Origin of the sequence: Paraburkholderia sp. RL17-383-BIF-A, from assembly GCF_046028015.1 — a bacterium.
GTDB lineage: Bacteria > Pseudomonadota > Gammaproteobacteria > Burkholderiales > Burkholderiaceae > Paraburkholderia.
On record NZ_JARESR010000017.1, the window covers coordinates 20,218 to 44,311 of the forward strand.

Here is a 24,094-nt window from a genome sequence, read left to right on the forward strand (position 1 = left end):
TCGGACTTCCTCGCCCGTCACGCGGGCGGGTAATGCTTCTAACGAAGGTAAGTCTTCGCGCTTCTCCGTAACTGATGCAGTCCAAGCGCCACAACGCATGATCTGCCTCGCGCCACGCTGCGATAGCCGCGGGGTAGGGCGCTGTCTCGCGCATCTCGTTGCATCGATCTGGCTCAGCGGCCCATACGACGATCGTAGCTGCGCGAGATGCGTTGCAATAGCGTCTGATCGTGCGTATCGCTAGAGTCGAAGCGCACCTGCACACTACCGTCGGACTGCCGTTGCACGCGGGTCGTGACGGTGCCGCCGCCGAGTCTCCCGACGACGATGCCGTTGGCCGGATCCTCGACGGTGAGCGCCAGTCCCTCGTCGCGCATTGCCCCTGCGGCAGCGGCAAATGATCGATCGTAATTCGCAGGCGTCGTCACCACTGTTCCGGCGACCGGTACTGCGTAATACGTGCAGGCCGCCAGGCTGATGAGGGCGCAGCACCCGGCGGCGAGCAGAATGCGTATCAAGGTTGCTCCTTGGTCCATCCGGGAGCGGGATCGAACGACTTGGTTGCGGCGGCCTTGGCCGCGCTATCAGGTCCAAGGTCTCGTTCGTAGACTTGCCCGTCGTGACTGACCATGAAGCTCTTGATACCGGTTTCTCCGTAACGAACCGGCCAGGCAATCACGGCAAAACCGCCGAAAAGCTTACCGTTCACGACATAGTCATACGCTCCGCCCGGGGCGTGAGGGCCTTGCGAGGTCAGCAGCTTGTAGTGATAGCCGTAGTAGCCCGCTTGCGATGGGTTGCGCGTGCCGGCCGTGATAAAGGCTTCGCCAAGAGGGCTCGGTTTTTCGTCGGGGCCAGTAGGCCAGTACAGGCCGTCGCGCTTGCCGGGCGAACTCGATAGTTTCCTGGCGTAAACAAGCACGCCACTGCCGTCATGGTCCGTGCTGGCGTATTCGCGTTGCGCATCGTAGATCGCCAGCATGGTCTGAATGACGGCAAGCTCGTTTCGTCCAATGCGGCGCAAGCGCATTTCCTCCACGCCGGCGTGCGTGTCGAAATGCCAGCCCTGCGGCGATTTCACGAGAGGAATGGGCAGGGTCCAGCCGTCATTGCCTACCTTGATGTCTGCACGTTCGCTGCCCGATGCCTGAATCGCATGTGACGTTTTCCAGGCTGTCAGGAAGCGGGTTCGCAACTCGGCGCCCACAGGAGGAATGAGCTCCCGAAAGTAATTGCCAAGCAACGACTTCAAGGCGGCTTCGTCGTCGTTGGCAATCGCATCGCCAAATGCAGTCATTGCATCTTCAGCGGATTTGAAGTCCTTCTGCGCGTATGCCGCCTGAGGTGCCGCGAGGCAAAGTGTCAGCGCAACGATAACTGCGCTGCCGATTGCGCCAAGCCGGGCCGCGAGGAATCGTAGTGGTGACTTCATGCTTTTGTCTCCTTAGCGCCTGCCACGTCCGCCACCGCCACCACCAGCCCGCGCTCCGCCGCCCTGTCGACTAAAGCTCGAAGACTGCGCACTTGCGCGCCCCCGGTTGAAGTCTTGCTGCGAGGCGCCGCCACCGCCTACACCCTGGAAGGCGTTGTCTCGACCGCCGCCTCCGCCGCCGGTGGCGGCCCGACCGCCTCCCGCACTGGCCCGGTCGGAAACGTCCGCACGATTGGTCGAGCCGCCAACATTCGCCCCGCCGGCGCGGTTGCTGACGCCGGCATTATTTGCCCCACCGCCACGCTCACCCACGCCGCCATTATTTGCCCCACCGCCGCGGTTAACCGCACCCGCATTATTCGCTCCTCCGCCACGGTTGCCCGCACCGGCATTGTTCGCTCCGCTGCCGCGATTACCCGCGCCGGCGTTATTTGTCCCACCGCCGCGGTTACCGCCGCCGGCGTTGTTCGCGCCGCCTGCACGGTTGCCGGCGCCAGCTCTGTCGGAGCCCGCGGCGCGGTCAGTCGCGCCACCGGTACGGCCACGAAAGTCGCCGCGTGCGTCGGCGCCCGAGACGTTCTTCGAGTACTTCTCACGGGACGCGTTGTCGCGATAGGCGACGCCCTGGCGATGGCCCGCATCATGCTGCCACTTGCCGCTCTGAGCCTTGCTGCGGTCGAAGTTGCGATCGATATTGGCGGCCTTGTTGACATTGATATTGACGTCTCCGCCGCCCCAGTTGCAGTTGCCGAAGATTGCGCCGGCGGCCGCGAGGCCCACGCCCCAGGCGAAGCCGGTGGCAAGCGCGGCGCCGGGATAGTAAGCCGGAGCAGGTGGCCAGTAATACGGAGGATAAGCCGGAGCCGCCCAGGTGCCGTACACGACTGTCGGGTTGTAGGCCGGCACGTAGATCACCTCAGGATTTGCCGGTTCGATACGCACGATGGTCTGCGTGGTTTGCCCGCCAGCCGGGGCCGGTTCCGTCATCACTTTCTGTTGCTCATTGGACTTGAGGTTGCCCGATTTCTGCGCTCGCGCACGTAGCCGCTGCACGGCATCGAGAACGTCCTTTTCCTGCGCAAGAAACGCATCGCCGAGCTTCTGTGTCCAGTCGAGCTTGTCGTTCATCGGTTCGAGCACTTGCGGAAACGCAACGAGCGATTTCACACTGACGTCCCACGGCTGATCCTGCACGGCCTTCACGGCCTCATCACCCTTGAGCTTCGGATTGGCCTTGACCCAGCGCGCGGCATGCACGATCTCCAGCGGATAGGTCGAGGCCATCAATACCTGTGACAGGACGGAGTCCGGATAGAGTGCGATCGGCGCGACTAGCGCCTCGATCTCCTCCGGCTTGAATGTCGGCTGCTGCGCTTGGGCTTGTCCGGCGACATCGCTCGAGGGATTGGGAGTCTGGGCAGGCGCACTGCTGGAACCAAGTGTCAGCACAACGAGGAACCCCATGCACATCCCATAAGAGAGTCGCGCACTCCACTGGGTCATGGCCGCTCCTTTTCCAATATGATGGGTGGCACAGATTCTGGTTTTCAGGCGAGAGTCCCGAGAGATGCCCGCTTTGTCAGTACACCATCGCAAGCGGCGGATTACTATCGGCCTAAGGTCCTATATGCGCGCGCCTTCTGACGACTTGAGCGGCGCAATATCCAGACGCCATGTCTTTTCGAATTGGACACGGGAAATTGCGGTTGTGCGGAATGAAATCCATGACCGCTTCGAACAGCAGGAATGATGTTTGACCTCGTCATGCAATGGCGATTCCACTCGATGCATAGTTATCCGATAGTGTCGGCATACCCGTAAGACCAAGGTCCGATTACGGGTTCCTGCTGCCTGTGCTTCCATAAGGGCACGCTCAGATGTTCCTCGGTGTGAGTTTGCTTCGAGGTTCCCGGAGCCGGATACGAGCATGCGATACGTGTGCTTCGATCCTGCTGCGGCGAGCGGCGTCACCAGCGTGGCCCACATAATTATGGAGACTGGCGATGATTCCTCGCTCCGTTAAGGCGCCCGTCATTCCGGTCCCATTCAATCGGCTGTTAAAAGTGGTCGCGATCGTCGATCACACCAACGAACAGACCAAGGCCTTGCTCGATCTGATCGCGGCGGAGGGGTTTCGGATTGAAGTCAGGAACAACTTCATTCGCGACATTCATGAAGATGCGGGGGTCGGGGCGTACATCGCACTGGTGGACGGCGAGAACCTCGAGCACGCCCGCAAGATGGCGCTATTGATTCGTGCGCAGGGTTTTCTAACCCCTCTTTGGGCGCTTGCGGACTCGCACCGCATATCCAACCTTGCGGTGACGGGTGCGCTTGGCGAAGTGACGGGTTATATCTATCTCGGACAACAGTCGCCGGGCTTTTACGCGAAACAGGTGATAGCGAGCCTGGTCAAGTACGGGATGAGCCTTCTTCCGCCTTTTTTCGGCGGGCTGGTGGCCTACGACGCTGAAGCCAATATCGCATTCGATTGCCCGGGGCATCAGGGCGGACAGTTCTATCGAAAGTCGCCTGCAGGACAGCTGTTCTTCAAGCATTTCGGCGAGAGCATTTTTCGCAACGACTTGTGCAACGCCGACGTGGACCTTGGCGATCTGTTGATTCATGAAGGTGCGGCGGCTGAAGCGCAACGCCACGCCGCTGCAATATTTGGCGCGGACCAGACGTATTTTGTTCTTAACGGGACGAGCACGTCGAACAAGGTCGTGACAGGTGCCGTGCTCAAACGCGGCGACCTGGTGCTGTTCGATCGCAACAACCACAAATCGCTACACCAGGGCGCCCTGGTTCAGGCAGGTGCCATCCCGATCTTCTTGCCCACGGCTCGCAATTCATTCGGGATGATCGGTGCGGTGGACTGGGACGCCTGGGGGGAAAGCTGGCTGCGCGAGCAGATTCGTGCGAATCCCCTCGTGAAAGACCCGGAGCGCAGCAAGTTGGAGAGGCCGTTCCGCCTTGCCTGTATTCAACTCGCCACTTATGACGGCACGATCTACAACGTGCGCAAAGTCATGGAGAAGATCGGGCACCTCTGCGAGTATGTGCTGTGGGACGAGGCGTGGATCGGCTATAACGCGTTTCACCCGCTCTTCGAAGATCATAGCCCGATGCGCCTGAAAGGTCTGACGCCGGACATGCCGGGGCTTTTCTCCACGCAATCGGTCCACAAACAAGGCGCGGGTTTTTCGCAAGCCTCCCAGATCCATAAACGTGACGAGCACATTCGTGGTCAGAAGCGTTTTATCGAGCATAAGCGTTTCAATGAATCGTTCCTGATTCACGCTTCCACCTCTCCGTTTTATCCGCTATTTGCATCGATCGACGTCAACGCGAAGATTCACGAAGGTAAGGCGGGTGAAGTGCTGTGGGACGGGTGCATCGAACTCGGTATCGAGACTCGCAAGAAATTCCGGGAGTTCTCGCGTCACTATGCGTCGACAGGCGATACGCCACTGGAGCAATGGTTCTTCGACCCGTTCGTGCCCGATGTGGTGAACGTCAAGGACTCCCGGTTTACGGCGGATCTGACGAACGTCGCGTGGGAGGATGTTCCGACCGATGTCATCAAGCGCGAGCAGCAGTGCTGGACGTTCAACCCCGACGCGAGCTGGCACGGCTACGAAGGGTATGCCGAAGGCTACACGATGGTCGATCCCAACAAGCTGACCCTGCTCACCCCAGGCATCAATAGGAAGACCGGCGAGTATCTCGACTTTGGTGTGCCCGCAACGGTAGTTGCAAACTATCTGAGAGAAGAGGGCGTGGTCCCGGAGAAGTGCGATCTCAACAGCATCCTCTTCCTGATGACGCCGGCCGAGGACGAAAGCAAGCTGAATACGCTGCTTGCGAGACTGGTCAGATTCAAGAGCTTGTGGGACCGCGATGCGTCGCTGGCAGAGGTTCTGCCGAGTCTGTATGCCGTGCACCACGAGCGCTATGCCGGCTATACGCTGCGTCAGGTCTGCGACGAAATGCACAACTTCTACCGCGAAGCGAACGTCAGGAATCTGCAGAAGCTGTGCTTTCGTGCGTCCAGTTTCCCGGAGCTTGCCATGTCGGCAGAAGAGGCCTACGACGCCCTGGTCGCCAATGAAGTGGATTACGTACCGCTCGATAGTGTGAGGAACCGCATTTCCGCCACGCTGGCGCTGATCTACCCGCCCGGAATCGGCGTCGTGGTGCCCGGCGAACGCTGGGATGAACGTGCTGCGCCCATGCTCGATTACTTCCTCGCATTTCAGGAATCGTTCAACCGGTTCCCGGGCTTTAACTACGAGGTGCAGGGCGTGTACCAGGAAAGAGAAAACGGACGGATCCGGTTTTACACCTATGTGGTCCGCGAGTAGTCGGCGCGGAACCTATTGAGGAGTGGGTGCCATGGCTGAAGCGAAAAAGAAAATGAACGTCATGCAGTTGACGTTCATCGTGACCGTTAACATGATGGGCTCAGGCATCATCATGCTGCCGGCCAACATGGCCAAAGTCGGAGCGATTTCGTTGCTGTCGTGGGTGGTGACAGCGGTGGGTTCGATGGCGATTGCCTATGGCTTCGCGCAGGCGGGCATTCTCAACCAGCGGGCGGGCGGCATGGCTGCCTACGCGGAGGACGCCTACGGCAAGTCGGGCTACTTCCAGGTGTTTTTCCTTTACTTTGTGTCGGTTGCCATCGCGAACGTAGCGGTCGCGAGTTCGGCGCTGGGCTATCTCGCGGCGTTCTTTCCCGGCCTGACGGCCTCTCCGATCGCCACGTGCATGGGCGTGATCGGCCTGCTTTGGCTTACCACCGTCGCGAACTTCGGTGGCCCGAAACTGACCGGGCAGATCGGTTCGGTAACCGTGTGGGGCGTCATCCTGCCGGTTGGATTCATCTCCATTGGGGGCTGGTTCTGGTTCCACGGCGGTACATTCATGGATTCGTGGAACCCGAAGGGAATGCGGCTCGTGGAGGGCATGGGTTCGAGCATTTCGCTCACGTTATGGGCGTTCCTCGGCATGGAGTCGGCGGTACAGAACTCGTCTGCCGTGGAGAATCCGAAGCGCGACGTGCCCTTGGCCAGCCTGTTCGGAACGCTGGGCGCGGCCGTCATATACATCCTGTCCACAGCCGTAATCCAGGGCATCGTGCCCAACGCCGATCTGGCGAAGTCGACCGGTCCGTTCGGTCTCGCGTATGCGCGGATGTTCACCCCGCTGGTGGGTAACATCGTGATGGCGCTCGCGGCAATGGCGTGTGTGGGCTCCCTGTTGGGCTGGCAGTTCACGCTCGCGCAGACGGCAAAAGACGCGGCCGACAGCCGCATGTTCCCAGCCGTGTTCGGCAAGGCGAACCGCATGGGCGCACCGGTCGTCGGCATGATCATCATGGGCGCGGTCCAGTCGCTCATGGCGTTGTCCACGATTTCGCCGAACCTGAGTGAACAATTCGAGGCGCTCGTCAACCTCGCGGTGGTGACGAATGTGGTGCCGTATATCGTTTCGCTGTCGGCGCTGTTCGTGATGATGCGCAATGCCGGAACGGAGCCTGCCGTATACCGGCGCAATGCGATTGTGACTGTCGTGGCCATGCTTTACTCCGTCTACGCGCTTTATGCGGCGGGCAAGGACGCCGTGCTCGGCGGCATGCTGGTGATGGCGATCGGTTACGTGATCTTTGGGTTTATCGCGCCGCGCTTCTCTGCCACGCGCGGAGCTGCGCGGGCTGCCGCGGCGGCGGCGGGGACAGCCGCGCTGGTGATCGCGATCGGGATGGCGGCCGCTTTCACGCCGCATCGGGCGCATGCCGCCGGTGTGGTTGTGACGAATGCGTCGGCGGGCAGTCTCGCGCGAATCAAACAGTCGGGCAAAATCAATCTTGGCTATGTGAGTGATGCGCAGCCATTCGCCTATCAGGACGAAGCGGGTCATGCGTCCGGCTACGCCGTGGCGCTATGCCAGAAGATCGCCGACCATGTCAAAGGCGCGCTTGGGCTTTCCGCACTGGCGGTGCAGTGGGTGCCGGTGCCGGTCAACGACCGCTTTCGCGCCGTGCAGGAGGGGCGAATCGATTTGCTGTGCGGCGACGCCGACACGCTGACTGCAAGAAAGGAGATTTCGTTCTCGATTCCCGTCTATCCCGGCGGCGTCGGGGCGATTCTTCGAACGGACGCGTCCCTTGGGCTGAGGGAAATACTTAGCGGCAACCAGACGCCAAACCGCCCGTTCTGGCGTGCCTCGCCGGCTCAAGTCCTGTCACAACAAACCATTGCCGTAGTGGCAGGTTCGCCCACCGAGCGGTGGGTGGCAGGAAAGCTCCAGTCGTTCGATATCACGGCAACGGTCACGCCGGTCGCGGGTGTCGACGCGGGCGTGCAACAGGTGCTCGACCGCAAAGCCAATGTGTTCTTTGCAGAGCGGGCGCTCCTGTTGGCGCGGGCAAAGAGCAGTTCGTCGGCGAAGGAGTTGAGCGTCCTCACTCGCCAGTTCACCTATCTCCCTGTCGCCATCGGTATGCCGCGGGGAGACGACGATTTGCGGCTGCTGGTTGATCGCACACTCAGCGAGACATTCGCATCAGCGGATTTTCGGACAATGTACACAGCCTGGTTCGGCCAACCTGACGAAGACGTGCTGCGCTTCTTCCGGTTGAGCGCGTTGCCGGAGTGAGCGACGATGTGGGTTGCGCTCGCCGACCGGCAGCACCCACGCCCGCGTGGGGCGTGCTGTCAATAAATCATTGATAGATAATAGCTATTTTGTTTTTCGTCGATCGGGTAATAGCCTGTCTGGCGGCGAAACCCGCTCTCTGTGCCAGGAAGCCGAATCAAAAACCCCGTAAGTTCACGTGCTTACGGGGTTTTGCGTTTGCGGCCCGTCATGCGGTCCAATAGATGGCGCAGCGTCATGCAACCTTGCCGTTGAAGTTTGGTCATGCGTTCACCCACTCGCGTGAAGTCTCTGTACCTCGTGCGAAGGGGCACATTTTGTCGACGCTTCGCTAAATGCGGTGCCGGAGACGAGCGTGAAAAAGCGACGGCTCGTCCTCAAGAACGACAAATGGTTGCCGTTAGAGCGTACAGAGGTTTTGCGAAAGCAAAAATTGAACGCTCGTTGCGCATCGACGACCCATTGCCGCTGAGAAGCATCCTAAAATGCGCGACTAGACCAGATTTCCCGAGGAAACGGCGGCAAGGACATACCGTCGGGCCCGGGGGATTGACAAGAACTAAATGATGCGACATTCCGCTACGGAGGCGCTGTGATTCGGAACTGGCTTGGCGGTGTGTTATTGGCGACATGTTGCGTGGGCAACGTTTTTGCGGCGGGGCCGGATTGTTCCCGGCCATTCACGCTCGGATTGCACGACCACGGCCTGCTTTATTCGCTCGATACCGATAGCGGTATCGACAAGGATTTCGCCGATGAGTTGATCCGGCGTAGCGGCTGTCAGATCAAGGTCAATCTGATGTCGCGCGCGCGTATCTGGAAGCTGATCGAGTCGGGCGCGCTCGATTTCAGTCTCTCCGGCATCGCGAATGACGAGCGCAACCAATATGCTTCGTTCGCATGGTACTTCAGCAACAAATATTATCTGCTCGTGCGCAAAGACGCGGGTATTCATGACGTCGCGGAGTTCCAGCGCGATGAACACGCCCAACTCGGCGTAATTCGCAGTTTTCGCTACAGCGATTCCGCCAATGAACTGGTCGACAAACTGACTTCGGAAAACCGGGTAAGCCAGGCAGGGGGACTCGAACCGCTCTATCAGGCGCTCATTCTTCGGCATATCCAGGGCATGATTATCGAGCCATTCGACTATCCCGCGCTGGAAGAGAAGAAGATCCGCGACGTGACGACGATCATCGAATTCAACGATCCCTCCGTGCCGCACGGACTGATCATGTCGAAGAAATCGCTCCCGGAAGCCGAACGCAGGAAGTGGCGGGCGTTGGTGGACGAAATGCGCGCGGACGGGACGGTGCGCCGCATCTTTGAGAAGTACTTCAGGCCGGAACTGGCCGATGCCATGGTGAACTTCAAGGCGACGCCGTGATCCGGCTGCGCACCGTCCTGTTGCCGCTGCTCGTGTTGAGCGCGTCGCTGTGCGTGACGTGGATGGTATGGAACCACGAGCGGCAAGCGACCAGCAAAGAACTGCGCACCCAGTTTGATTACACTCTGGGCGATGCCGTTAGCCGCGTCGAACAGCGCATGGCGACCTACGAGCTCATGTTGCGAGGTGTGCAGAGTCTGTTCGCCGCGAACGGAATGATCGACCGCGACAGGTTCCGGCGCTATGTCGGCGCGCTGAATCTGGACGCGAATTTTTCCGGCGTCCATGCCGTCGGCGTCGTCGAATGGGTGCCTGCGGCGCGCAAGGCGAGCCACGTGGCGAGAATGCGCGAGGAAGGCATCGCCGGCTATACGATCGAGCCCGCGGGGCAGCGCGAGGACTATGCGCCGGTCGTTCAGCGCGAGCCCTATGTCGGCCTCGCACGCAGTTCGCCCGGCTTCGACGCGTGGAACGATCCGGTGCGGCGCGCCGCCATGGAGCGGGCGCGCGACTCCGGCATGGCGGCGCTTTCGGGAACGGTGCATCTGTCGGTCGACATGGATTCGGACCGGCGGCCGGGGTTCATCATGTACCTGCCGATCTACGCCGCCGGCGAAACGCAGGAGAACGCCGCGCAGCGCCGGGCCCACATTACGGGTTGGGTCTATGCATCGTTCCATATGCACGATGTGATGGCGAGCCTCTATGGCGAACAGCCGGCCGGCGTCTCGCTGGCCGTCTACGACGGCGTAGCGCCATCGGACGCAGCGCTTCTGTATCGCACCTCGGCAGCGAGCAGCCGGCATGCGCCGGCGCTGATTTCGGCCAACGAATACCTGGTCGTGGACGGGCGCGACTGGACACTGTCGATGAACGCCTCCGACGAATTTCGCTCCCGGCTAGGGAGCAACGCCGAGATGCTGATTGCGGGCGCCGGCATTGGCTTGAGCCTGTTGCTGGCCCTTCTGACGTGGCTCATGGTGACAGGGCGGGAGCGCGCTATCCGGCTGGCTTCGGCCATGACGCGGGAGCTGCGCGAAAGCGAAGAAAAGTTTCGTGCGATTGCCGACTGCACGGTGAACCTGGAGATCTGGTGGGGACCGGACGGGAAACCGCGCTGGATCAATCCGTCCGTCGATCATTACACAGGCTACACAGTCGACGAATGCATGGCCATGCCTAACTTCGCGCGCACGCTGATCCATCCGGACGACATAGCGCGCGTTGCGCCGGAGTTTCAGAAAGGGCTTCAGGGCTTTCGCGGCGACGATCTCGAGTTTCGTTGCGTGCGCAAGGATGGCTCGCTACTCTGGCTTTCAGTGTCATGGGTTCCGATCAGCAATGCGAGAGGAGACTTCGTCGGTTTTCGCACGAGCGGGCGCGATATCACCGAGCGCAAGAAGTCCGAGGAGAAGATCCGGGAGCTGGCCTTCTACGACACGCTGACCCGCCTGCCCAATCGCGCGCTGCTCCTGGACCGCCTGAGAGAGTCGATGTTGGCGAGCCGCGAGAACAACGTGTGCGGCGCGCTGATGTTCATCGATCTCGATCACTTCAAGACGTTGAACGATACGCTCGGACATGACAAAGGCGATCTGCTCCTGCGGCATGTTGCGTATCGGCTGTCCAGCAGCGTCAACAAGGGAGACACCGTCGCGCGGGTGGGCGGTGACGAGTTCGTTGTGGTGCTCGGCAATCTGAGTCTGGACAAGGCGGCCGCCACTGCGGAAACCGAAGCGGTAGGCGAAAAGATTCTCGCCGTGCTGGGCAGAACGTATCAGCTCAATGGCGTTCAGTTCCGCAGTACCGCGAGCATCGGCGTCACCGTCTTCAACGGCGAGCAGACCTCCACCGACGAACTGTTCAAACAGGCCGATCTGGCCATGTATAAATCCAAGGAGCGTGGCCGCAACGCCATGTGCTTCTTCGATCCCGCAATGCAGACCACCGTGCTGAAGCGGGCCGAGCTCGAGGTAGGGCTGCGCGACGCGATCGAGGAGAACCGTTTCGTTCTCCACTATCAGGCGCAAGTCGTGGACGGCGGCTATATAGCGGGTGCCGAGGCGCTCGTGCGTTGGGAGCATCCTGCGTGCGGCCTGATAGCGCCGGGCGAGTTCATTCCGCTGGCGGAGGAGACGGGCCTCATCCTGGAGATTGGGCGAACCGTACTGGAGTCTGCCTGTGCGCAACTCGCGCTGTGGGCAACGCAGCCGTCCATGGCGCATCTGTCGATCGCAGTGAACGTCAGCGCCCGGCAATTTCGCGAACCGGACTTCGTGGAAAGCGTGCTGGCAGTCATCAATCGAAAAGGGGCGAGGGCGGACAGGTTGAAGCTGGAACTGACCGAAAGTGTTCTCGTTGAAAACGTCGAGGACATCATCGAAAAAATGGACGCCCTGCGGGCCCGCGGCGTGACTTTCTCGCTGGATGACTTCGGGATTGGATACTCGTCGTTGTCTTACCTGAAACGATTGCCATTGGACCAGTTGAAAATTGACCGCTCTTTCGTGCGCGATATTCTGGAAGACCCTAATGACGCCGACATTGCGAGAACCATTGTGGCGCTGGCGCGCAGCTTCGATCTTGGCGTGATCGCCGAGGGCGTCGAGACTGAAGCGCAGAGAGACTTTCTTGCCGTAGCAGGATGCCATGCCTATCAAGGTTTCTTTTTTTGCGAGCCGCTTCCGATCCAGGGTTTCGAGCAGTTCGTGCAGAACTTCGGGTCCAGTGGGCAGAGGGAAGTCTGGCCGCGGGGGCGCGATGAGAGAAACGTTGATTCGGGCTCGATGACCTGAGCGATATTGCGCAACGCACAATCGTACGATCGTTTCTGAATATTACAATCCCGCGCGTTTCTGTAATCTGTAGAATGCGTGGATGGAAACACACAGCATTCGAGACGCAAGCTCTTTGCGCTACGTAGCCGGCCTCGACGGACTTCGGGCCATTTCAATGCTGCTGGTCGTGCTGTTTCATTACACGAGCTATTTTTCCAGCCGCCTCGCGGGGCTCGACGGTGCATGGCCCGCCATCGTGCGTATTGCGTCGACGGGCTGGATCGGCGTCGACGTGTTTTTCGTGATCTCTGGCTTTCTGATCACCACCACGTTATTGAAGAGGCCGGTCGACTCGGTCGCGTCATACTCGACATTCATTCGGCGCCGTGCAATCAGGTTGCTGCCGGCCTACGTCGCAAGCCTGCTGATATTCACGCTTGTCGCGCTACTGCTCGATCCGCATAGCAAGGTATTGAAAAACGAGTATCTGCTATGGACATTCACAGCCAGCCTGCAGTCGCTGCTGGGTGACCGGGTCGCGCTTGCCGATCAGCATTTCTCCATGGCGCATTTCTGGACACTGGCGTTGGAGTGGCACTTTTACCTCGTATTCCCCATTCTCGTCGCCCGTTGTCGCTCGTACTTTCGCCCGGCGGTGGCGCTGTTGCTGATCGCGATAGCTTTCAGAGTGATATGCCATTTCGCCGGGATATCCGACAACGGCATCTATACATTCACGCTTTGCCGGATCGACTCGATCGCGGCAGGTTGCCTGCTGGCACTCGTGCCGGCCCGCATTGGCCGCAGGCAGTCAGCAGCGGCGGCGGTGCTCGGCGCGGTGATCTTCATATCGATCTGGTTTGCCCTGGCGCTTGCAGACGTCCCATTCAAGACGCTGGCGTGGCTTCAGACTTTTGGCTATACCCTACTGGCGGTCTCGCTCGCGTTGATGATGTACCGGGTCATCCATTCCTCCCAGCGCTCAATGATCGTGCGTGCGCTGGAATTCAAGCCCCTTGCGGCAATGGGGCGCGCAAGCTATAGCCTGTACATCTGGCATTTGCCCTTTTATCCGGCCATCGTGCTGGCCGCGCAAAACAACTTCACAGATGTCAGGCTCGCCTATCTGGTCGCGGCACTGACCGGCGTCCTGATGACGGCGGCGCTCGGAGGTCTCTCTTATCTGTTCGTGGAATCCCGGTTTACCCGGGCGCGCCCGACCGTGCTTGCCTGAAGACGGAGTGCCGTCGCGCCGCAACGCGTTGCCCGTGCTGCCGATTCTCCTCGATCGGCCACGTCATGTCACCACGGTAAGACTTGCCGCGCGGGGCCGTACAGCAAAACCGATCATCTTGCTCTAAACTGGCTGCCGCCCAAGCAAGCCCAATCAAGACCAAGATACTCATGCCGCCAGAGCCCGCCGACCCATCCGGTTCCTCATCCGTTAGTTTGCCGAAACAGCCTGCATTTCAACGTTTCTGGTGCACCCGCATCCTCTCGTCGCTGTCCTTCCAGATGCTCGCCGTGGCGATGGGCTGGCACATCTACGCGCTCACCCATAGCGCCTTCGCACTGGGCCTCGTCGGCCTCGCGCAATTTCTGCCGATGTTCGTGCTGACGCTCGTCGTTGGCCATGTCGCCGACCGTTACGACCGCCGGCGGATCGCGGCCATCTGCCAGAGCCTCGAAAGCGTCGCAGCATTGCTGTTCGTCGTCGGCACGTTCGGCGGCTGGATCAGCGCGCCGGTCATCTATGTGCTGGCCGCATGCGTCGGCGCGGCGCGCGCCTTCGAGTCGCCCGCGGTGGCTTCGCTGTTGCCGGGCGTCGTTCCGCGCGGACAGTTGCCCAAAGCGACGGCCTGGGCTACGTCCGCGAATCAGACCGCGCAGATCGCGGGTCCGGCGCTGGGCGGTCTGCTTTACGGCATTGGCCCCGGCGCGGCCTATCTCGCCTGCACGCTGTCGTTCGCCGCCGCCGCCACGGCCGTGTGGGGCATTCCACTGCGGGCCAGGCCGGCGAACCGCGCGCCCGTCACGCTCGACTCGGTTTTTTCGGGCATTGCCTTCATTCGCAAGGAGCCGGTCATTCTCGGCGCGCTGTCGCTCGATCTATTTGCCGTGCTGTTCGGCGGCGCGACCGCTCTGCTGCCGGTCTTCGCGCGCGATATCCTGCACACGGGGCCGCTCGGCCTCGGGCTGTTGCGCTCGGGTACGGCCATCGGCGCGCTCGCGGGCACCATCTGGCTCGCGCATTTCCCGCTGCGCAACCGCCCCGGCGCGGCGATGTTCGGCGGCGTGATCGCGTTTGGCGCGGCCACGGTTGTGTTCGGTCTGTCGCATCAGTTCTTCGTCTCACTCGCCGCGCTCATGGTGCTGGGCGCCTCGGACACCATCAGCGTGGTAGTGCGCCTGTCGCTCGTGCAACTGCGCACGCCGGACGAAATGCTGGGGCGCGTCAGCGCGGTCAATTCGCTTTTCATCGGGACGTCGAATCAATTGGGCGAATTCGAGTCCGGTGTGACGGCGGGGTGGTGGGGCGCGCAGCCGGCTGTCCTGGTTGGCGGTGTGGCGACTATCGCGGTTGCTTTGCTGTGGATGCGCTTTTTCCCGGAACTCAGGCGCACGCGCTCGCTGGAGCGTGAACAGGAACTGGCGCCGAGCCACTGATCGCCGCAGCCGGCGCAAGGATATGCCGCGGCTCGCGCGACGCCTGCGTGCGCATGATTCGGCACGGGGCTTCACCCGCTATGATGATGACATCGTCACTCGGCTCCTCTCATCATGCGCATTGCCCCATTGCCTCCGCTCCAATGCCTGGTCGCATTCGAATCGGCCGTACGGCATGCCAGTTTCACTAAAGCGGCCGCGGAACTGCATCTGACGCAGAGCGCGATCAGCCGCCAGATCGCGCAACTTGAAGACTTCCTTGGCCGCTCGCTCTTTGTGCGTGAGCACCGCGCGCTACGTCTGACGATCGCCGGTGAAGGATACGCGAAGCACGTGCAGTGGCTACTTGCCAATTGCTCCGAGGCCACGCTGGATGTGATGAAGCGCTACGGCGATCTGGAATTGACGATTGCGTGTTCGTCCGGCGTCGCGGTGCTGTGGCTCACGCCGCGGCTCGGCGCGTTTCGCGCGGCACACCCGAACGTCAAGATCAGAATGATCGTGCGCGACGGGCTCGCGTCGCTATCGCCCGCGGAATTCGATGTGGGCCTGTACTACATCCGCCAGCGCGCCGAGCCGCATTTCGCCGCGCGCCGCCTGTTCGACGAAGACGTGTACCCGGTATGTTCGCCGGGATATCTCGCCGGCCGCGTGCTGCAACCCGCCGATCTCGTGCACGAAACCTTGTTGATGCAGGAAGACGGCCAGCGGCAATGGATGTCGTGGTCCGAATGGTTCCGTCTCAATGATCTGCAGATGCCGGCTGCGCCGCAGGCGGTGGTCGTCAATCATTATCCGCAGCTCGTGCAGATGGCGATTCTCGGCGAGGGCGTGGTACTCGGCTGGCGGCACATGATCGACGCATGCCTGAGCGAAGGACTGCTGGTGCGCGCCACGCAGGCGTCGGCGAGTCACGGTGGCGGCTATTACGTCGTGTCGCCGAACGACCGCTCGCAGAACCAGGCGGCGCGCCTCTTCACGCGCTGGGTGTTCGAACAGGCCGAAGCACAGACGGGCAGGGCGCCGGGCTGAAACAGGCATGCATGCGCTACACGCATGCATGCATGCGAATCTTTCGTTTCGAAAACAAATCAGGTCTCTCTAGCATCGGGGTTATGCAAGCGAAAGCGCCATTCGATCATGGCGTGGCGCGATGCGACACTATCGCCGACAGGCAGCCAGATGAGGAAAGGGACCATGCAAGGAACGCTTTCATCCAACCTTCCACTCTCCGTGGATACGCTCGCGCGGCAGCGGCGCCGCGCCATCATCGCCACGGTGCTCGGCAATGGGCTCGAGTGGTTCGACTTCACCGTCTATAGCTTTTTCGCGGTCATCATCGCGAAGCTGTTCTTCCCGACCGGCAATGAGCTGACCTCGCTGCTGCTCGCCGTGGCCACCTTCGGCGTGGGTTTTTTCATGCGTCCGGTGGGCGGCATCGTGCTCGGCGTGTACTCGGATAAAGTCGGACGAAAGGCGGCGCTCTCGCTGACCATTCTGTTGATGGCGGGCGGCACCGCGCTCATCGGCCTCGCGCCGACCTATGACCAGATCGGCTTGTGGGCGCCGGTGCTGATCGTGGTCGCGCGCTTGTTGCAAGGCTTTTCGGCCGGCGGCGAGATGGGCAGCGCGACCGCGTTCCTCACGGAATACGCACCGCAGGACAAGCGCGCGTTCTATTCGAGCTGGATCCAGGCGAGCATCGGCTTTGCCGTGTTGCTGGGTGCCGCGGTCGGCACGTTCGTGACGGCGAGTCTGAGTGCGGACTCGCTGCATTCGTGGGGCTGGAGAATGCCGTTTCTGATCGGCATTCTGATCGGGCCGGTCGGCTATTTCATTCGCAGCCGCATGGACGAAACCCCCGCGTTCAGCGCGGTGGCCGAAGAAGCCAAAAACGATTCGCCGCTTGCCGAAGTGTTCCGTACCTTTCCGCGCGAGACGTTCGCCAGCTTTTCGATGGTGATTCTGTGGACCGTTTGCACCTATGTGCTGCTGTTCTATATGCCGACCTATTCGGTGCGTACACTGCACTTGCCGCAATCCACCGGTTTTCTTGCCGGCATGCTCGGCGGTCTGATGATCATGTGCTTCTCGCCGGTAGTCGGCAAACTCGCTGACCGCTTCGGCCGCCGCCGTTTTCTCTCGGGCGCCGCTGTCTCGATCCTGCTGCTCGCCTGGCCGATGTTCGCCTATATCAACCGGGCACCGGGCCTCGCTTCGCTGATGGTGTTCCAGGGCGTGTTCGGCGTGCTGATCGCGACCTATACCGGCCCGATCCTCGCTGCGTTCTCCGAGCTGTTTCCGACCAAGGTGCTGTCGACGGGCCTCTCCGTCGCCTATAACTTCGCCGTGACGATTTTCGGCGGCTTCGCGCCGTTCTTCATCACGTGGCTGATTGCTTCGACCGGCAGCAATATGGCGCCCGCGATCTACGTGATGATCGCCGCGACCATCAGCCTGGTGGGTACGTTCTTCGTGCGCGATCCGCGCCGGGCCGGCACCTGAAGCGGCGGGTCCGGCTGAGGTTGGCCGGACGCATTTCCTCATCAAGTCAGGAAGATATCAATGAGCATTACGGTAATCAGCGGCGGCAACCTACTCGATCTGGTCCAGGGCGTGTTGATCGAGCATCAGCATGTCGTGATCGAAAACGGCCATATCGTCGAAGTCACCGATCGTCCCGTCGATCTGCCCAACGCGCGTGTTATCGATGCCCGTGGCAAAACGGTGATGCCTGGTCTGATCGATTGTCACGTGCACGTATTGGCTTCGCGCGCGAACCTCGGCACGAACGCGGCGCAGCCGAATATCCTCACCGCGATTCGCGCGCTGCCGATTCTGAAGGCCATGCTCGGCCGCGGCTTTACGAGCGTGCGCGATGCGGGCGGCGCGGACTGGGGTTTGACGCAGGCGCTGGAAAGCGGGCTGGTTCCGGGGCCGCGTATTTTCCCGTCGGGCAAGGCGCTCTCGCAGACGGGCGGACACGGCGATTTCCGTCCGCGTGGCGACATGCTCGAACCGTGCTCGTGCTGTTTTCGGGCGGGCGCGATTGCGCGCGTGGTCGACGGCGTGGATGCGGTGCGGCTTGCCGCGCGTGAAGAGATTCAGAAGGGCGCCACGCAGATCAAGATCATGGCCTCGGGCGGCGTCGCTTCGCCGACCGATCCGATCGGCAACACGCAGTACTCCGAGGATGAAATTCGCGCGATCGTCGCCGAGGCCGAGGCGGCCAATACTTACGTGATGGCGCACGCGTACACGGGCCGCGCGATCTCGCGTGCGATTCGCTGCGGCGTGCGCACCATCGAGCACGGCAACCTCGTCGACGAAGCCGCCGCGAAGCTGATGCGCGAACACGGCGCGTTCGTGGTGCCGACGCTGGTTACGTATGATGCACTGGCCAGACACGGCGCCGATTATGGCTTGCCGGCCGACTCGATCGCCAAGATCGAAACCGTGCGGCAAGCGGGGCGCGATTCGCTGCAGATCTATGCGAATGCCGGCGTGCCGATGGGCTTCGGTTCGGACCTGCTCGGCGAAATGCACACGTTTCAGAGCGACGAGTTGCGCATTCGCGCCGACGTGCTCGGCAATCTGGAAGCCTTGCGTTCGGTCACGACGATCGCTGCGGAGATCGTCGATCCGAGCGGCAAGCTCGGCGTCATCAAGGCGGGCGCGATTGCCGACATCCTCGTGGTCGACGGCGATCCGCTCAAGGACATCGGCGTGCTGACCGGGCAGGGCGAACGCCTCGAGTATGTGTTTCAGCGAGGCGAAGTGGTGAGCGAGCGCGGCAGCGTTGCATCGCGCTGATCGGCACACGTGGGTTTTGGCGCGGGCCGTTGTTTCAGGCCCGCGCGGCGCTCACGCGCAGTGCGGTCCATCGCACCGTCGCCAGAATCGATGCCGCGACGATCAATGCGCCGCCTACCCAGGCGGTCACAGAGATTCGTTCACCCAGCCACAGGCAGGCAAACAGCGCCCCGAACGCCGGTTCGCTGCCCATCAGCAGCGAGACGCGTGTGGGGCTGCTGCGCTTGATCGCGAAGTTCTGCGCGAAGAACGCGAACAGCGTGCACGCGATCACCAGATAGCCCACATAGCCCCAGAAAGCAGCGTGCCCCGCAATCGCGGGCATCGGCTGCCACTGTTGCGGCGCGAATAGCCAGGCGGCCGCGGCGCTGCCGAACGCCACCACACCCGACTGAACCGCGGTCACCGACAAAGGCGGCAGGGCCGAATCGCGCATCACGCGTTTGGTCACGCACACCGTCAATGCGCGCAGCAGGGCGGCGAACAGAATCAGCGCATCGCCCGGATTGAAACTGAGTGCGCCGTCCCCGGCGAGCAGCCATGCGCCGAGCAGGGAGAGCGCCACCGCCAGCCATTCGACGCGGCTCGGCCGGCGCTTGAGCAGCAACCATTCGACTATCGGCGTCAGCACGACACATAGGCTGATCAAAAAGGCGGCGTTGGCTGCGCGAGTCATCAGGATCCCGAAGGTTTCGCACAGGAAGATGCCCAGCAGCAGCGCGCCGGCAATGAACACGCCGCGCAGCGTGCGGGCGTCCGCAGCGCGCAGGTGGCGCAGAGCCGGCGCCAGGATCACGAAGGTGATGCCGAAGCGCAGCGCCAGCAAACCCAGCACCGGATAAAACTCCAGCGCACTCTTGACCACGCCGTAACTGGTGCCCCACACCACGGCGACAGCGAGCAGCATCAGATCGGACAGCATGAGCAGGCGTTCCTGTTTCGACATGGCGAACCTCGAGCTAAAGAGCCCGTATTGTCGAACTTTGCGTCAAGCGTGATAATCGGGTCATCGCGCACAGCGTTTATGTCGCGAATGCATTAATAGACCGCTCCCGCTCACGGACCCCAACGGACCCCGACGATGACCCCAACGGAGCTTTTCGCCTTGCTGCCGGATATGGCGGTGTTTGCGCGTGTCGTCGATGCCGGCAATTTCTCGGTGGCGGCGCGGCAACTCGGCAGCACGCCGTCCACAGTCAGCCGTCAAATCAAGCGGCTCGAAGACGCGCTGGCGACCCGCTTGCTCGAGCGCTCCACGCGCACGGTGCGGGTCACCGAATCGGGCGCTCAGGTGGCGCGCTTCTGCCGCGACATCGTGAGCGCCGCGTCCGGTGCGGTCGACGCGGCGGGGCAACTGGCCGGCAAACCGCAAGGCAGGGTCAGCTTGAGCGCGCCGACCCAGTTCGCGAAGTCCGTGATTCACCCGCTCGTTCCGGGCTTTCTGCGCGCTTACGACGAGGTGGACCTGCAACTCCTTTTCGCCGATCAGGACATCGACCCGCTCGCCGACGATGTCGATCTGGTGATCCGCCTGACCGAACATCCGCCGCAAGGTCTCGCGGGTCGCCGACTGGGCGCGGTGCACTGGTTGCTGGTGGCGTCGCCGGCGTATTTGAGCGAACGCGGTACGCCCGCGCAGCCACGCGACTTGCTGAAACACGCGTGCATCTACCTCGGCGAGACTGCCGACGACAACCGCTGGCGCTTTCGCCGCGGCACGGAGACACAGAGTGTCGATGTGAAAGGGCGCTACATCGCCAATCATGCCGGCGCGCGGGTTGAAGCTGCGCTGCAGGATTTCGGCATTGCATGCGTACCGGAGTTCGCCGTCCCGGAGTCGCTGTCGAGCGGCGAACTCATACAGGTCTTGCCGGAATGGAAACTCGAAGCGCGCGCGTATGTGGGCTCGGTGTGGCTGCTGTATCCGCCGAACCGATTTTTGCCGCCCAAAGTGAGGGCATTGATCGACTATCTCGTCGAGCATCTTCACGATGCGCTTGATACTGCATGACAAACATTGCGCGCGTGCTGAATAGCGGGAACTTGCCACGCTGTGTTGGTCCGCGAGCGAGGCGAACGTAGAATCGCCAGCGTCATCCACGATTCGATGCTGCCGCAACGATTAAACCGATCACGAGGAGAATGAGCATGAGCTTGCGCACTACCGGGCCGATTGCGGCGACTGTCTATCGCGGCGATTCGATTGAGAACACGCATCTGGCTCACGTCGCGGTGGTCGACGCGGATGGGCGCTTGCTGGCGTCATTCGGCGATCCGTCGCGCGTGACGCTGGCGCGTTCGGCGGCCAAGCCGGCGCAAGCGCTGGCGGTGCTGGAAACCGGCGCGTTGGAGCGGTTCGGTTTCGACGAAGCCGATCTCGCGTTGATGTGCGCCTCGCACAGCAGCGAGCCGCGCCACATCGAACGCACGCGACACATGCTGGCCAAGGCGCATGCGAGCGAAGCGGACTTGCGTTGCGGCGGCCACGCACCGCTATCCGACGCGGTGTACGTCGATTGGCTCAAGCGCGACTTCAAACCGGGCGCTGTATGCAGCAACTGCTCCGGCAAACATGCGGGCATGCTGGCGGGTGCGCAGTCGATCGGCGCGGCGATAGCGGGTTACGAGCGACCCGAGCATCCTTTGCAGGTGCGGGTGAAACACACGGTCGCGGACGTATGCGATTTACCCGACGATGCAGTGCAATGGGCCACGGACGGCTGCAATCTCCCGACACCGGCCTTTCCACTCGATCGCCTGGCACGTTTGTTCGCGAAGCTCGCTGCCGCGCAGGACGAGGTATCGAAGGAGGCGGCTGCCACACCGCGCACGAAAGCGCTTGCCCGAATCTACCGCGCGATGACGACCTATCCCGAGTTGGTCGCGGGCGAGGGCCGCTTCTGCACGCAGTTGATGCAAGCCTTCGATGGCGCGATGGTCGGCAAGGTTGGCGCGGACGGCAGCTACGCGATAGGTGTGCGGGCATCGGCGCAGACGGAGAGGGTGGGCGCACGCGGCGCACTGGGTATCGCGGTGAAGATCGAGGATGGTAACGTCGGCATCCTGTACGCGGTGGTCGCCGAATTGCTGGCGTTGCTCGACATTGGAACGCTGGAGCAACGCACGAAACTTGCGGCGTTTCATAGACCGAAGATGTTGAACACCATGGGCATTGAAACGAGCCGGCTGACTTTTTCGGTCATGCTTAAACGATCAACGGAGCACGGGGTCCAGTGAACGGTCGCTACGGCGCGCGCGGCGCCGTCGAAAGAATGACTGCCTTGTCATTGAGGGTGAAGGTGCGAGGACTCTGATGATTCCAGATGCACTATTACCGTGACTGTGCGGGGGATCCGCATATGAGCCGGCGGTGCAAAGCCGCTTGGACCGATGCTTCGCATAGAAACGCCAGAAAGGATGCAGCGGGATACTGTTCTCGTGGAATTGCCTGTGATCCAAAACTGATCGTTTAAAGCCGTAACGTGCATCAGACCGCTCTGGTTCAATTGAGAGACGATTTACCGGAGACGCAGGAAAAGACGAAATGTCTGTCAGTGGCTACGGCGGGGAGTTGAATGAAACGTCGTGGCAGCCTGTCCTGTGGTGTCCTGGAAGCGAGGCGCAAAAAAATAGATTGAGATATGCGTCGCGCATGCCCATTTCCTTTTTCGGACCAGTCTTATAGGGACTGCGCTCCATTGCCGCGAGTCTTGATGGTCTTGTTAATCACAAGCGGGAGACGGCATATGGAAAGCAAGGGTAACAAAGAGGTATTGCATCTGTTCAAAGATTGGCCCGCCAACACGATTTAACTCCGCCAAGCGTAGACGAACTATGAGACGACGCATTGCAGTGGTCGGCGACACGTTGAGCAGCGGCGGCCGGATTCCGCGCTCGACGGGGATATCGTCCTGTGCCAATGTCCAACTCCGCCTCACGTTACTGCGAGCCTCGCCGGCGAGTCGTGGTGCGATGACCGGGCCGAAGAATTCACGCATAGCGTGAATCCCCCTGGTATGAACGGTGCAACACCCGACAAGCAGCCCGATCGCTACGATGAGCAATTTTCGTTACTCGACGCGGCTGGTAGCGCGCTACCGAAGACGTATTACACGGTGTTCTTGCCATCGGGCGACCGCGTCCACGGTGTAACGGATTCGCAGGGCCGAACTAGTCGCCATCATACGGATAGCGCGCAATCCATACGAATCCACCTCGGCCACAAGGAGGAGCACTAATGCCTGATGCACTGGCAACCGCAACAACCAACACCGATCCGAATTCCTCTGTTACGGTGTACACGGACCGATTTGCCAAGCCGTGGAATGTCAGTAGTGGTGGCCTTTCCTTTATTTCTGTATGGGAGTCGGGGCTACTGAACGGCGTGAACTTTCAAGGGCACTACGTCACGGAGGGTTTTGTTTTGCAAGCGTATCTGGATAACGCCGGCATTCCAACGGTTGGGTGCGGGCACCGGATATTACCCACAGACCATATCCAGGTTGGACAGTCAATATCACTGGAGCGGGCGCGGGGCTTTAAGAGGCGGGATGTCGAACGAATGGAAAGAAGACTGAATAGTGATGTAATGGTGCCGCTATTTCAATTTGAATATGATGCTCTCGTTAGCATCGTTTATAACTGCGGCGCGGGCGACGGCGCAACAGGCATAATCCAGAAAGTGAACACTGGGCACTACCGGGCAATGTCTGACTTCATTTGTACCTACCGAGTGGGACACAATCGCGGCTTGCCGCATAGGCGATATTCGGAGGCACGTCTTTTCGCGTCGGGGGTCTACGATGCCTCTCATTAGCAAAGCGATTATTTTTTGCGTTGTCTTCGCGGGGCTTTGCAACGTGGTCATGGCGAACCCGGATCAAGAGTGTCTAAAACATCTCGGCGGCGGATACGGAGACACCTTATGTTATGGCAATCTAAGCGCCGATTTAGCCAGGAACAACAAGAAGATTTATGAAAATGTTCGTGCGAAGATACCAGTGGCGAATTCTCACGCGAAGCTACTGGACGCATACATGTCTGCACAAGACAATGCACTGAAATTCTGTGAATTGCAGCGCGACGCAGGCGCGGGATGGGAGAGAAGTTCAGATGGTTCCATGTTTCCAGCGCTCTATGGCGAATGTGTTTACAACGTCCGCAAGGCGCAGAATAAATTTCTGACGGATCTTCTGGAAATGTCAAAATGGTGAGAGTGCGCAGAATAACAATTGCCACGCAAGCCATCTACCGGCATTGGTTGGATTGCCAGCTTCGGTGAGCCAATGTCCTGTTAAATTTCATCACAACGCTAGTGCTCTTGCTTTAGCATGATCGTTTGAGTCTGCCGGTCCA

General features: G+C 60.9%; 17 protein-coding genes. 13 read left to right on the forward strand and 4 right to left on the reverse strand.

Annotation, left to right across the window (positions count from 1 at the left end; genetic code table 11):
* Positions 1-173: 173 nt before the first annotated feature.
* From P0D71_RS20065 to P0D71_RS20075, 3 genes are read right to left on the reverse strand one after another with little or no spacing between them, the layout of a single operon-like run.
* Positions 174-518, reverse strand: coding sequence for a hypothetical protein (locus P0D71_RS20065; RefSeq protein ID WP_408481698.1), 345 nt, complete (start codon positions 516-518; stop codon positions 174-176).
* A complete protein-coding gene (locus P0D71_RS20070) occupies positions 515-1,432 on the reverse strand; it encodes a DUF2950 domain-containing protein (RefSeq protein ID WP_408481700.1) in 918 nt (305 codons plus the stop codon). The genes P0D71_RS20065 and P0D71_RS20070 overlap by 4 nt, the downstream gene beginning before the upstream one ends.
* Before the next feature lie 12 nt (positions 1,433-1,444).
* A complete protein-coding gene (locus tag P0D71_RS20075; RefSeq protein WP_408481820.1) occupies positions 1,445-2,935 on the reverse strand; it encodes a DUF3300 domain-containing protein in 1,491 nt (496 codons plus the stop codon).
* A 500-nt stretch (positions 2,936-3,435) separates the two neighbouring features.
* Between P0D71_RS20075 and speC the strand changes: the two genes are divergently transcribed.
* The 9 genes from speC to P0D71_RS20120 all read left to right on the forward strand — a co-directional run bounded on the left by speC (position 3,436) and on the right by P0D71_RS20120 (position 18,739).
* Positions 3,436-5,799 carry an ornithine decarboxylase gene (speC, locus tag P0D71_RS20080; protein WP_408481702.1) on the forward strand — a complete coding sequence of 788 codons (2,364 nt, stop codon included), beginning with the start codon at positions 3,436-3,438 and terminating at the stop codon, positions 5,797-5,799.
* A gap of 31 nt (positions 5,800-5,830) precedes the next feature.
* Positions 5,831-8,095 (forward strand): putrescine-ornithine antiporter, encoded by a 2,265-nt coding sequence (potE, locus tag P0D71_RS20085; protein WP_408481703.1) that lies wholly within the window; start codon positions 5,831-5,833, stop codon positions 8,093-8,095.
* Between the two features lie 592 nt (positions 8,096-8,687).
* On the forward strand, positions 8,688-9,482 hold the full coding sequence (locus P0D71_RS20090) for a substrate-binding periplasmic protein (protein WP_408481705.1): 795 nt from the start codon (positions 8,688-8,690) through the stop codon (positions 9,480-9,482).
* Complete coding sequence (locus P0D71_RS20095; protein WP_408296709.1) at positions 9,479-12,277, forward strand: bifunctional diguanylate cyclase/phosphodiesterase; 2,799 nt, start codon at positions 9,479-9,481, stop codon at positions 12,275-12,277. The genes P0D71_RS20090 and P0D71_RS20095 overlap by 4 nt, the downstream gene beginning before the upstream one ends.
* 82 nt (positions 12,278-12,359) lie before the next feature.
* On the forward strand, positions 12,360-13,493 hold the full coding sequence (locus P0D71_RS20100) for an acyltransferase family protein (RefSeq protein WP_408481707.1): 1,134 nt from the start codon (positions 12,360-12,362) through the stop codon (positions 13,491-13,493).
* Positions 13,494-13,663: 170 nt separating this feature from the next.
* A complete protein-coding gene (locus tag P0D71_RS20105) occupies positions 13,664-14,926 on the forward strand; it encodes an MFS transporter (protein WP_408481709.1) in 1,263 nt (420 codons plus the stop codon).
* 114 nt (positions 14,927-15,040) lie between these two features.
* The gene (locus P0D71_RS20110) at positions 15,041-15,958 is read left to right on the forward strand and encodes a LysR substrate-binding domain-containing protein (protein WP_408481711.1); all 918 of its coding nucleotides are present in this window, start codon (positions 15,041-15,043) and stop codon (positions 15,956-15,958) included.
* Between the two features lie 165 nt (positions 15,959-16,123).
* On the forward strand, positions 16,124-17,431 hold the full coding sequence (locus P0D71_RS20115) for an MFS transporter (RefSeq protein ID WP_091795397.1): 1,308 nt from the start codon (positions 16,124-16,126) through the stop codon (positions 17,429-17,431).
* A gap of 60 nt (positions 17,432-17,491) precedes the next feature.
* Positions 17,492-18,739: a metal-dependent hydrolase family protein gene (locus P0D71_RS20120; protein WP_408481713.1), complete on the forward strand. Its 1,248-nt coding sequence runs from the start codon at positions 17,492-17,494 to the stop codon at positions 18,737-18,739.
* Positions 18,740-18,773: 34 nt separating this feature from the next.
* Here P0D71_RS20120 and P0D71_RS20125 read toward each other — a convergent pair whose 3' ends face one another.
* Positions 18,774-19,685 (reverse strand): DMT family transporter, encoded by a 912-nt coding sequence (locus tag P0D71_RS20125; RefSeq protein WP_408481715.1) that lies wholly within the window; start codon positions 19,683-19,685, stop codon positions 18,774-18,776.
* Between the two features lie 135 nt (positions 19,686-19,820).
* Between P0D71_RS20125 and P0D71_RS20130 the strand changes: the two genes are divergently transcribed.
* From P0D71_RS20130 to P0D71_RS20145, 4 genes are all read left to right on the forward strand, one after another.
* The gene (locus P0D71_RS20130; RefSeq protein WP_408481717.1) at positions 19,821-20,750 is read left to right on the forward strand and encodes a LysR family transcriptional regulator; all 930 of its coding nucleotides are present in this window, start codon (positions 19,821-19,823) and stop codon (positions 20,748-20,750) included.
* Between the two features lie 131 nt (positions 20,751-20,881).
* Positions 20,882-21,976: an asparaginase gene (locus P0D71_RS20135; RefSeq protein ID WP_408481719.1), complete on the forward strand. Its 1,095-nt coding sequence runs from the start codon at positions 20,882-20,884 to the stop codon at positions 21,974-21,976.
* A gap of 1,000 nt (positions 21,977-22,976) precedes the next feature.
* Entirely contained in the window at positions 22,977-23,555 is a 579-nt protein-coding gene (locus tag P0D71_RS20140) for a lysozyme (protein WP_408296729.1), read from the forward strand.
* Between the two features lie 49 nt (positions 23,556-23,604).
* Entirely contained in the window at positions 23,605-23,952 is a 348-nt protein-coding gene (locus P0D71_RS20145) for a hypothetical protein (protein ID WP_286161957.1), read from the forward strand.
* Positions 23,953-24,094 lie beyond the last annotated feature (142 nt).

Coding starts and splice junctions, on each gene's coding strand:
- P0D71_RS20125 (WP_408481715.1), bottom strand. CDS start 19,685: ATGTCGAAACAGGAACGCCTGCTCATGCTGTCCGATCTGATGCTGCTC.
- P0D71_RS20105 (WP_408481709.1), top strand. CDS start 13,664: ATGCCGCCAGAGCCCGCCGACCCATCCGGTTCCTCATCCGTTAGTTTG.
- P0D71_RS20145 (WP_286161957.1), top strand. CDS start 23,605: ATGGCGAACCCGGATCAAGAGTGTCTAAAACATCTCGGCGGCGGATAC.
- potE (WP_408481703.1), top strand. CDS start 5,831: ATGGCTGAAGCGAAAAAGAAAATGAACGTCATGCAGTTGACGTTCATC.
- P0D71_RS20130 (WP_408481717.1), top strand. CDS start 19,821: ATGACCCCAACGGAGCTTTTCGCCTTGCTGCCGGATATGGCGGTGTTT.
- P0D71_RS20110 (WP_408481711.1), top strand. CDS start 15,041: ATGCGCATTGCCCCATTGCCTCCGCTCCAATGCCTGGTCGCATTCGAA.
- P0D71_RS20075 (WP_408481820.1), bottom strand. CDS start 2,935: ATGACCCAGTGGAGTGCGCGACTCTCTTATGGGATGTGCATGGGGTTC.
- P0D71_RS20100 (WP_408481707.1), top strand. CDS start 12,360: ATGGAAACACACAGCATTCGAGACGCAAGCTCTTTGCGCTACGTAGCC.
- P0D71_RS20115 (WP_091795397.1), top strand. CDS start 16,124: ATGCAAGGAACGCTTTCATCCAACCTTCCACTCTCCGTGGATACGCTC.
- P0D71_RS20070 (WP_408481700.1), bottom strand. CDS start 1,432: ATGAAGTCACCACTACGATTCCTCGCGGCCCGGCTTGGCGCAATCGGC.
- speC (WP_408481702.1), top strand. CDS start 3,436: ATGATTCCTCGCTCCGTTAAGGCGCCCGTCATTCCGGTCCCATTCAAT.
- P0D71_RS20135 (WP_408481719.1), top strand. CDS start 20,882: ATGAGCATGAGCTTGCGCACTACCGGGCCGATTGCGGCGACTGTCTAT.
- P0D71_RS20140 (WP_408296729.1), top strand. CDS start 22,977: ATGCCTGATGCACTGGCAACCGCAACAACCAACACCGATCCGAATTCC.
- P0D71_RS20120 (WP_408481713.1), top strand. CDS start 17,492: ATGAGCATTACGGTAATCAGCGGCGGCAACCTACTCGATCTGGTCCAG.